Annotated in this window: 9 protein-coding genes; 4 read left to right on the forward strand and 5 right to left on the reverse strand. The window is 70.3% G+C overall.

All coding sequences use genetic code 11. The features are described 5' to 3' along the window. Positions 1–141 precede the first annotated feature (141 nt). Positions 142–351, forward strand: a complete 210-nt coding sequence (locus VIR15_RS20775; RefSeq protein ID WP_324142868.1) for a dodecin — start codon at positions 142–144, stop codon at positions 349–351. 4 nt (positions 352–355) lie between these two features. Here the strand turns inward: VIR15_RS20775 and VIR15_RS20780 are convergent, their stop codons facing one another. Both VIR15_RS20780 and VIR15_RS20785 read right to left on the reverse strand, forming a co-directional pair. Next, positions 356–3817: a TM0106 family RecB-like putative nuclease gene (locus tag VIR15_RS20780; protein ID WP_331931333.1), complete on the reverse strand. Its 3462-nt coding sequence runs from the start codon at positions 3815–3817 to the stop codon at positions 356–358. Between the two features lie 117 nt (positions 3818–3934). Then, positions 3935–4480: a YbhB/YbcL family Raf kinase inhibitor-like protein gene (locus tag VIR15_RS20785; protein WP_331931335.1), complete on the reverse strand. Its 546-nt coding sequence runs from the start codon at positions 4478–4480 to the stop codon at positions 3935–3937. Between the two features lie 30 nt (positions 4481–4510). On the opposite strand from VIR15_RS20785, the gene VIR15_RS20790 reads away from it, so the two are divergent. Next, complete coding sequence (locus VIR15_RS20790; protein ID WP_331931337.1) at positions 4511–5638, forward strand: M24 family metallopeptidase; 1128 nt, start codon at positions 4511–4513, stop codon at positions 5636–5638. Positions 5639–5959: 321 nt separating this feature from the next. Here the strand turns inward: VIR15_RS20790 and VIR15_RS20795 are convergent, their stop codons facing one another. Beyond that, entirely contained in the window at positions 5960–6475 is a 516-nt protein-coding gene (locus VIR15_RS20795) for a hypothetical protein (protein ID WP_331931339.1), read from the reverse strand. Between VIR15_RS20795 and VIR15_RS20800 the strand changes: the two genes are divergently transcribed. Beyond that, positions 6465–6986, forward strand: coding sequence for a hypothetical protein (locus VIR15_RS20800; RefSeq protein ID WP_331931341.1), 522 nt, complete (start codon positions 6465–6467; stop codon positions 6984–6986). The two genes, VIR15_RS20795 and VIR15_RS20800, sit on opposite strands and share 11 nt — an antisense overlap. A 92-nt stretch (positions 6987–7078) precedes the next feature. Here VIR15_RS20800 and VIR15_RS20805 read toward each other — a convergent pair whose 3' ends face one another. Further along, entirely contained in the window at positions 7079–8485 is a 1407-nt protein-coding gene (locus VIR15_RS20805; protein WP_331931343.1) for an NAD(P)/FAD-dependent oxidoreductase, read from the reverse strand. Positions 8486–8519: 34 nt separating this feature from the next. Between VIR15_RS20805 and VIR15_RS20810 the strand changes: the two genes are divergently transcribed. Beyond that, entirely contained in the window at positions 8520–9326 is an 807-nt protein-coding gene (locus tag VIR15_RS20810; RefSeq protein WP_331931345.1) for a GNAT family N-acetyltransferase, read from the forward strand. Positions 9327–9376: 50 nt separating this feature from the next. Here the strand turns inward: VIR15_RS20810 and VIR15_RS20815 are convergent. Continuing rightward, positions 9377–10152: S1 family peptidase (locus VIR15_RS20815; RefSeq protein WP_331931347.1), on the reverse strand; the 776-nt coding region annotated here is incomplete at its 5' end.

The raw sequence follows: 10152 nt of genomic DNA on the forward strand, positions 1-10152 counted from the left end.
CCACATTTCGGTCAAGAAACCGTAAATGCTGCATTGGAATGCAGACAAAAAGGAATGCCGCGAACGTTGACCGGGGCCTCTCGTGCCGTCGACGATGGAGGCCCGACGACGGGGTCGGCGACGATGTGGAGAGGAACCATCATGGCAGCGCACACGTATGGCATCAGCGAGATCGTCGGCACGTCGGAGTCGTCACTGGACGACGCCATCGCAGGGGCGATCGCCCGGGCCAACAGGACGGTGCGCGGGCTGGACTGGTTCGAGGTCGTCAACATCCGTGGCCACTTGGAGGAGGGCCGGATCGGTCACTACCAGGTGACCGTCAAGGTGGGCTTCCGCATCGAGGAATGACGGTTCAGCCGGCAGGCGTCGCCCCACCGCGTGAGTCGAGCAGGGCGAGGAAGCCACCCAGCTCGAGAAGGCCGGGCACGGTGTGCGGCAGGTAGTGCGTGATCTCCGGTGAGTGGACGATGACGGAGAGCCACTTGGCTCGCGAGACCGCGACGTTGAGCCGGTTGCGGTTGAGCAGGAAGCCCATGCCACGGGCAGCCTCCTTGGGCGAGGAAGCCGCCAAGGAGACGATCGTGACGGGCGCCTGCTGGCCCTGGAACTTGTCCACGGTTCCCACTCGGACCTCTGTCCTCCCGCGGGCTGCGAGGGTCTGGCGGATGAGGGCGACCTGGGCGTTGTAGGGGGCGACGACGAGGACGTCGCGCTCCCTGAGGGGGCGGGTCGTGCCGTCCTCCGTCCACGGGGTGCCGAGGAGCGAGTCGACCCGGTCGGCGACCGCGAGGGCCTCCTCGGGGGAGTCGGTCCGGTTGCCGCCGTGCGCGACCTCGATCCGCTCGATGCCCGGCTCGATCCCGTCGAGCCCGCGTGCGGGAGCACTCGAGGCGAGACGGCCCTCGTAGGAGAGGCTGGACACCGGCGCGCAGACCTGCTCGCACATCCGGTACGAGGTCGCGAGGAAGTAGCCGAAGGTCGAGGGCAGTGTCTGGTGCTCGCCCATGAGCCAGCCGAGGGCGGACTCGTTGACCGGCTCCGGGTGCTGTCCCTGCGAGACCTGGGGGAGCTGCTGCGGGTCGCCGAGGAGGAGCAGGTTGCGTCCCGCGGTGCTCACGGCCACGGTGTTGGCGAGCGAGAACTGGCCTGCTTCGTCGACGACGACGAGGTCGAAGGCGTCGGCGAGCGTCTCCGCGGAGAACGTCCACGCGGTGCCTCCGAGGACGCACCCGCGATTCTCGGCCCGGTGCCTCGCGACCCACTCGGCGCGATGGGGTCCGCCGTCCCGGACCTCCACCCACGGTTGGCGGTGGGACTTGCGCCTGCTCTTGCCGACGAGGGAGGGGTCGAGCCCGTGCTCGATGATCCCGTCGAGCAGGTGCTCTACCACGGCATGGGACTGGGCCACCACGGCGACCCGCCAGTGATGCTGCTCCACGAGGTTCCGGATGACCTGCGCGGCGGTCCACGACTTGCCGCTCCCGGGCGGGCCCTGGATGGCGACGTAGGAGCGGTCGAGCGACAGTGCAGCCCGCGTGACAACCGCGACGGCGTCCCCGCCGGCCTGGAGCGGCGGGAGTGCCTGCTCATCCATGAGACGGGGCGGCTGGCAGGTGAGCAGGTCCCACGCCGCGTCCACCGGGTCGTCGTGCCCTGCCAGCGCCGCGCCGGCATAGCGGTGGAGCGCCTGCTCGACGGTCTTGGTCGGGACCGAGGTCGGCGTCAGCGCGACGGGAAGGTCGTCGCAGTCCTCGCCCGGCCGGCAGGTCTCCTCGACCTCGAGGACGTCAGGGTTGTCGGGATCCGGAACCGAGACCTTGAGCTCCTTGGTGTGCCAGGCGTACTGGTCGTGCTCCTGCATTCCCGGCGGTGTCGGGAGGGCGTACGCGGCATACACCGTCGGTGCCGACGAGCTGCCCGGACCCCAGGTGCCGGTGAGCCGGATCCTGCGTCGCGGGTTCGTCTGTCGCCCCGTCGTGGCCCAGTCGCTGATGACCTCGGCGTGTGTCACGACGAACACGTCGCGGTCCTCGCCCCACTCGGTGACCTCTCGGTTGAGTCGGCTGAAGTGGTCCCACCAGAACGGGAGGTCCTCGCGCCGGTGGTAGCCGACGGCGGCGGAGAGCAGCCGCCAGGCGTGAGCGGATTCCGGGTCATGGACGGTCTCCGCCCGTCCGGAGAGCTCGTGGGTCAGGCGGACTCGCTCCAGCGCGAGAGGGGACTCGGGCTGCCCGGAGCCACTGTCCTCGAGGCCGGCTGGTGCCCCGACGGGCACCTCGGCCGCGTCGAGCAGCCAGTCGCGCAGCCGCTGCGTCGACAGGCAGTCGTAGGCGTTGTACTCCTGCAGCTCCTTGAGGCGTGTCGCGGCGGACTCCTCGTCGCCCACCTCGCGATCGAGCCGGAAGAGGTGGTACTCCGCGATGGAGACGTCACCCTTCTGCACGTCGCCCTCGCGCAGCTCGACGCCCATGTAGAGCGGCTCGAGCTTCTTGATGGAGTACGACGGCTGGGAGACGACCACTGCGCGCCGCACCACGGAGTAGAGGTCGACGAAGACCTTGCTCCGGAGCAGGTCGTCGAGCTCCGCCTCGAGCATCCCGTAGCGGCCGGCGAGGCGCTTCAGCGCCGTCGTCTCGTAGGGCGCGTAGTGATAGATGTGCAGGTCCGGCCACTGCTCGCGCCGCTCGGCCACGATGCGCATGAACTCCGCGAACGCCTCGCGCTCTTGTGCGTAGTCATGCGCCCAGAGCGGCACGAACTCACCTTGGCCCCCAATGCCGTTCGCGAGCCGCAGGCCCCAGAGGTACTCGAGCCCGGCGACCGCGGGATCGTCCTCGCTGTACATCGGGTCGCCCTCGAAGTCGAAGAAGATGTCGCCGGCCGAGGGCGTGGGCAGCGAGACCGGCGGCTCCCCAGCCGGCCGCTCCGCCCTCGTGAAGCGGACCGTGCCGGACTCGAGCTGCCCGACCTGCGCGACGGCCTGGGTGCGCAGGGTCGCAAAGGTCGTCGCGTTGAGGTCGGCCGGGCACTCCGACGTGGCCGCGAGCGCGCGAAGCGTCCGGATGCCGGCCTCGCGCAGCTTGCGCCGTTGGTCGCGGCGCAGCCCCGCCACGAGGAGCAGGTCATCATGCGCAGCGATGGCGTCCACGCACTCCGGGCAGTAGCCGCAGATGGTGTGCGAGTCGTCGCCCCAGTCGAGCGCTCGCTCTGCGGCGAGGCGCTCTGCGATGATGGCGCGCAGCCGTTCGCGCTGGGCCCGGAAGACTGGCGCCACGTCGTGCAGCGGCACCACCTCACGCCGCCCGTCACCGAGCAACAGGGCACCCTGCGGCGCGACCGGGAGCCCAGCCCGCGACAGCTGGTCGGCGTAGGACGCGACCTGCAGCATCGCCTTCGGCTTGGCGCTCCGGGCGAGCTTGGCATCGGCGACGACCCAGCCCAGGGCAGAGGGCTCGACGAAGTCGGCATAGCCGAAGAACTCGCCGTCGAAGAAGCCCGGCTGGTAGACGACGCCACCCTGCGAGAACCTGTCGATACTCGCTGCGTGCAGGTCCTGAAGTCGCTCCTCGGTGTGGGCGCCGGTGAGTCGGTCGACCATCGCCACCACGCCCTCAGCGACATAGCGGCGCAGCAGGCGTTGCTCGTGCTCGTCACCGAGCGTCGCGATGCGCTCCTGCAGCGGGTCCGCCGGCTCGGCCACCGGCTGGATCCGGCCGAGCTTGACGTCGAGGCGTCGTGCGACGCGGTACTCGCACTCCGTCGACGCGGCAAGGTCGGAAGCCGACCACACCACCCGCTCGCCCAACAGGAACACAGCGACCCTCCCGATCGACCCATCTTGTCTTGAGCCATTGATAGCACCGGGCACTGACGGTCTCATCGAGGCCCGCGGACGCGCAGCCCGGACCGACCCTTGGCAGGAGGGGCAGCGTCAGCGCGAGTACGTGCCCTCGAGGGTCCCCGAAGCAACGGCGAACCCGCGGATCGCGGCCAGCGCCCGCTCGAGCGGCGCGCCGTCGGGGACGCCGGTCGCTCGCGAGAGGGCATGGACGGTGAAGCGGTAGCGATGCGTCCCCCTGGGCGGACAGGGCGGGTACCAGCCCACGCGCCCGCCCGAGTTCAGCGCCTGCGCCGTCCCGGCTGGCAGTCGCCCGTCCGGCAGCCCGCGGGTCTCGGCGGGCAGGTCGAGCACGACCCAGTGGATGAACGTACCGCTCGGGGCGTCAGGGTCGTCCACGACGAGTGCCAGCGCACCGGTGTCGTCCGGTACCTCGCTCCAGGCGAGGGACGGGATCCGGCCTGCGCCATCGCACGTGTAGTCCAGCGGGATCGCCTCGCCCGCAGCGAACGCGGGGCTCGTCACGGTGATCGACGTCGGCACGGTCACGGGTACCTCCTGGTCGCCTGAAGGCCCGCCACATCCGGTCGTGATCGCGGCCAGCGCCACGACCACCAGCATCCGACTCGAGCCGACCACCAGTCCAGCCTCCCACCTAAGGTCGGGAGCATGGGTGTCCTTTCCTCTCCGATCGATGTCCCGACGGCGCGTGACCGACTGGACCGCCTCAGGGCCCTCACCGAGGCTGCGGGCGTGTCGGCTGTCGTCGTGTCGCCCGGCTCGGACCTGCGCTACCTCATCGGGATCGCGGGGGCGTCCTTCGAGCGCCTCACTGCCCTCATCGTGCCCGCGGATCCGGCGCTCGCACCCCATTTCGTCGTTCCAAAGCTCGAGTACGCCGGCCTCGGCCACGTCCCCTTCGCCGACCTCGGCGTCGAGGTTCGTCCATGGGTCGACGGCGAGAATGCCCACTCGCTCGCGTTGGCCGGCCTCGACCCCGGACCTCTGGCGTTCTCCGACACGACGACGGCGCTCCATCTCTTCCAGCTGCGCGATGCCGGGGCGGTCGACCAGCGCCCGGCGTGGCCGATCGTGCGTGAGCTGCGCATGCGCAAGACGCCCGCGGAGCTCGCCGAGCTACGAGCCGCTGGGGCAGCCATCGACCGCGTCCACGCGCGGGTCGGGGAATGGCTCCGTCCTGGTCGGACCGAGCGCGAGGTCGCCAGCGACATCGCCGCCGCGATCGTCGAGGAGGGCCATGCCACAGCGGAGTTCGTCATCGTCGGCTCGGGTCCCAACGGGTCGAGCCCACACCACGCCGTCTCTGACCGCGTCATCGAGCGCGGAGACGTCATCGTGGTGGACATCGGTGGCCCCCTTCCCTCGGGCTACTGCTCGGACAGCACGAGGACGTATGCCGCTGGGCCGGCTTCCCAGCCCGACGTGCCCTCCGCGTACTCCGCGTTGCTCGACTCACAGCAGGCCGCTGTCGACACGGTGCGCCCTGGCGTCACCTGCCAGGACATCGACCGCGCGGCTCGCCACGTGCTCGTCGAGGCGGGGTTGGGTGAGCACTTCATCCACCGGACCGGCCATGGCATCGGGCTGGACGTGCACGAGGAGCCCTATATCGTCGAGGGCAACGACCTGCCCCTCGAGGTGGGGATGACGTTCAGCATCGAGCCGTGCATCGTCTTCCCTGGCCGCTGGGGGGCGCGTATCGAGGACATCGTCGTGGTGACCGACACCGGCGTCGAGCGCCTCAACCACCGCCTCCGCGACCTCACCGTCCTCTGACTCCGCGCTGCTACTCCGTCGGGGAGCAATGACGGGACCGAACCCGATCGACACCGGTGCCGACGCAGGAGCCGTAACACCTCGTCCCGTCATTCGTCCCTCAGGTGCCAGCACACTCGACGCAAGCGCTGTCGTATGCCGCTGGGCTCGCTCGCCCCGTCGTGTGGCCGTGCGCGCGTGGTGCGTCAGCAGCGGCACGGGAGCGATGACGGGACGAAACCCGGTCGAGCTCCGTGCCGACGCAGGAGCCGCAACACCTCGTCCCGTCATTCGTCCCTCAGGTGCCAGCACACTCGACACAAGCGCTGTGTCGACAGGCGCTCATGACGGTTGGTCCGTGGGGCCTGGTGTGGGTCCGGTTCCTGCGGTGGTGCCGGTGGGGCCCGTCGTGGCGAGTGCGGCCTCGAGCACGCCGGCGACCTCGTCGAGATCAGTGGCCAGGGTCTCGTCGGTGCCGGACGACGCAACAGCGTCGAGGCGGGTGCGGGCGTCGCGCAGCGCGTCGCGCAAGATGCGCGATCGCTCAAGCGTGACGTCGTCGGGAGCCGACGCGATGAGAGCCGTGAGCTGGTCCTCGGTCGCGATGATCCTGGCGGACGACACTTCGATCCCGCCGGCCGCAAGCTCTCGCGAACCGATCTGGCGGAGCTGAGGTATGAGCTCCCTCGCGAGCCAAACGATTTCGGCTCGCGCCCTCTCGAAGTCCTCCAGCCATCGGTCCATCCGGCGCCTGCGGAGGAGCACGGGAACGGCGATAGCGAGGGCAATGACGATCGCCGCGAGTAGCCACCAGACCCACGCCGGAACGCCCTCGGACTCTGTGGCAGTGCTCTCCACAGCGACCGTCGTGCTCGGCGCGGAGGGTTGGGCGACGGCGGTCGTCTCGGGCGTTGTGGGTGTCGGCGCCGGCGACGCCGGGTTCGTCGTCTCCGTCGGTGTGCGAGTCGGCTCGGTGGGTGTGGGGCTCGGCTCGGTGGGTGTGGCGGTCGGGCTCGAGGTCTCTGTCCGCTCCGTAGGTGTCGGCGTCGGGGGACTGGTGATGGTCGGCGGCAGCGACGTGGGCTCTGCGATCACGGACGTGGTCCTCGTCGGCAGGCTCGGCGTCGGGAGGGTCACCGTCGGCTCAGTCACTGTCGGCGGTGTCACCGCGGGCAGTGTCGCGGTCGGTGACACGTTGGCCGTTCGGGATGGGCTGAGGGTGGGCAGGTTCACCCCGCCGCCACCCCCACACGCGGTGAGCAGCATGGCGCCGCCGACGGTCAGGGCGGCGACTCTCGCCGACAACTCCAGCTTCATCAGGCGAACCCTTCTGGCGCGAACTATGAACCTCCGGCTGGCTGCAGCATGATGTGGAACCACTGAGATCACATGGTGCCCTGTCCGGCCACGTCCTGACGGGGTTTCCTCCACGACGCGCCGAGCGGTGGCGCTCCTGGGGAGTCAGGAGTCGAAGCCGACACCGAGCCGGTCGAGTGCCTTGAGCCACAGGCCCCGTCGCCCAGTGCGGTCCTCCGCTGCAAGGGCCGCCCGGGTGGCGCGCACGGCGGCATAGCGAATCGGCTCGGGCGGGAAGGGAATCGGCTTGTCCCGGACCATGCGCAGCCGAGTCGCCTCGGTGTCGCGACCGTCGACCAGATCGAGCGCCACCCGGGCCCCGAACCGCGTTGACCCGACACCGAGCCCGGTGTAGCCGATCGCGTAGGCGAGCCGACCACCCAGCGCGGTACCGAAGACCGGCGTGAAGCGTGACGTCGTGTCGATCACCCCGGCCCACCGGTGCGTGAAGCGCACGCCCTCGAGCTGCGGGAAGAGCGCGAAGAAGTGCCGGGCCAGCAGTCGGTGCGACCCCTCCTGCTGCTCCAGCGCCGGGTCGATGCGGCCGGGGAAGTGGTAGTTCGCGTCGTACCCGCCGAACAGGACCCGGTCGTCGAGCGTCCTTCGGTAGTAGTGGAACTGGTTCCCGGCATCGGTGAGCCCCTCGCGGCCCTCCCAGCCGACCGACGCGAGCTGCACGGGGCTCAACGGCTCGGTCATGAGCACGTGGTCGTAGACCGGCAGGACCCATGCCCGGAACCGCCGAAGCACCCCGGGCGCCGCCCCGGTCCCGACGATCACCCGGCCGGTCTGGACGCTGCCCCACTCCGTTGCCACCCTGACGCCGGTGCCGTCGAGATCGAAGCCGGTGACCCGGCTGTCCTCGTGCAGCCGGACGCCGAGCGCCTCCGCGGCCTCGGCGAGACCCCAGACCAGCCGTGCCGGGTCGACGAGTCCCACGTCCGGGTCGAAGAACCCGGCCCGGTAGAGCGGCGAGTTGACGCGGGAGCGAGCGCCCGCGGCGTCGAGCAGCCCGACCGGCTTGCCGTGCCTCAGATGCAGCTCATGGGCATCACGGACGGCACTCACCTGGTGCGCGGTCAGCGCCAACGTCAGTTCACCGGGCAAGTGGAAGTCCGCCTCGACGCCGTGCTCCACGAGCGTCGCCTGCCACCCGGCGAAGTTCTCCGACGCCAGGCGCTCGAGGGTCGTGATCTCGTCCGGCCACTGTGCCACGCCCTGCGCCAACCCATGAGTCAGCGAGGGCGACACGAACCCACCGTTCCGACCACTGGCGCCAATCCCGAGGCGCCCCGCCTCGAGCAGCACCACGTCCCGGGAGGGGTCGTCCTCCTTCGCCTGGATCGCGGCCCAGAGGCCGGTGAAACCGCCACCGACGATGACGAGATCAGCGCGGCCTGCGTGTCCGGTCAGGGCGGGGCGAGGGGTGGGACGCAACTCGGGCCGATCCGTCCAGAAGACGTCCGGCCGGGCATCGGCGAGGCTGTGGGCGAGGGCAGAGGAGAAAGCCATGGTGCACCGGATTCGACCATGGTTGGGTGTCGCTGTGAAGGGCACTTCGATCCAGAGCGAACTGCTGCGCGTCTTCCACGAGACTTCCCGTCTCGTGCTGCCCGCTCCCATCGACGGCTACTGCGTCGAGTGGGACGGTCCGATCAGGCGCGAGTACGGCATCGACCCGACGAAGCACGCGACCGTCGACTGCCCCCAAGGACTGGGACCCGATCCTGCCGCCTATGACGGCATCATCGCCGCCCAGCGCGACTTCTTCCGCCAGCGCGGCCAGGAGCTCGAGTGGAAGACCTACGACTACGACGAGCCACCCGACCTCGGCGGCCGCCTCACGGCCGCCGGCTTCGTCAAGGAGGACGACGAGGCCCTCATCCTCGGCGAGGCTCGCCCGCTCGCGGTGCAGGAGATCCTCCTCCCGGACGGACTCGTCGTCCGGGCCGTGGACGGCAAGGACGACTTCGACCGCATCCGCGACCTCTACCGACGGGTCTGGGGCGACGACCCCGTCTGGGTCAGCGGCTCGCTCTACGAGCGGTGGCAGGCCCAGCCCGAGACGATGGATGTCGTCGTCATCGAGGAGTTCCGCGATGGCCCGGTGCTCTGTTCCGCGCGCTCGGAGTACGACGACAGCCCCTTCACCGGCCTCTGGGGCGGGTCGACCGACCCCGAGTGGCGCGGCAGGGGCCTCTACCGGGCAACGCTGCTGCACCGCGCCCGCCTCGGCCTTGCCCGGGGCAAGGACTATGTGCGAGTCGACGCGTCCTCGGACTCCGAGCCGATCCTGCGCCGCCTCGGCCTCCACCGGGTCGCGACGACGACCCCCTACCTCCTCACTCCGTGAGGAGGTTCGCCGCCGGCCCGGTGGAGATCGAGTCCCTCACCCTGGATCCCTCAGTAGATGGTGACCCCGTAGACGTTCACGGCTTCGCGGACGGGCTGGAAGTAGGTCGTCCCTCCGCTCGTGCAGTCGCCGCTGCCGCCGGACGTGAGCCCAAGGGCCTTCGTGCCGTCATAGAGCGGGCCGCCCGAGTCGCCGGGCTCCGCGCAGACGTTGGTCTTGATGAGCCCGGACACCGTGCCACCGCCCTGGTAACGGACCGTGGCGTTGAGCCCGGTGACCGTGCCGGTGTGGACACCCGTCGTCGAGCCGTCGCGCGTCACCTTCTCGCCGACGAACGCGTCCGCGACGGAGAACCCTCCGGGGTGCGACAGCGAGAGGTTGCTGTAGCGCACCAGCGCGTAGTCGTTACCGGGGAAGCTGTAGCCCGTCGTCGGGCCGATGAGGGTCGAGCGGCTGGCGCTGGTGTACCAGTTCTTCTCCGACTTGCCGCAGTGGCCGGCGGTGAGGAAGTAGTACGTGCTGCCCTGGACGACGTTGAAGCCGAGCGAGCACCGGTACCTCGTGCCGTAGATCGCGTCGCCCGCCGACACGAGGGGACGCAGCACGCCTGGGGTCCGCTCGAACCGGATGGCACCGGCGTCGGCGCCGGCCGCGCGCTTGATGGTGGCGACCTCGCCGGCCGACACGGTGCTGTCGGTGGTCACGACGACGCGCTTGGCCGCGGAGTCGACGTGCCAGCTGATGCCATCGACGCCTGACCTGTCGACCGCGTTGCTCAGGGCGGTGAGCCGGTCAGCGCTCGCGCCGGCGGTCGCGGCGGGAGCCG

Source organism: Intrasporangium sp. (assembly GCF_036566125.1).
In the GTDB taxonomy this organism is placed as follows: domain Bacteria; phylum Actinomycetota; class Actinomycetes; order Actinomycetales; family Dermatophilaceae; genus Intrasporangium.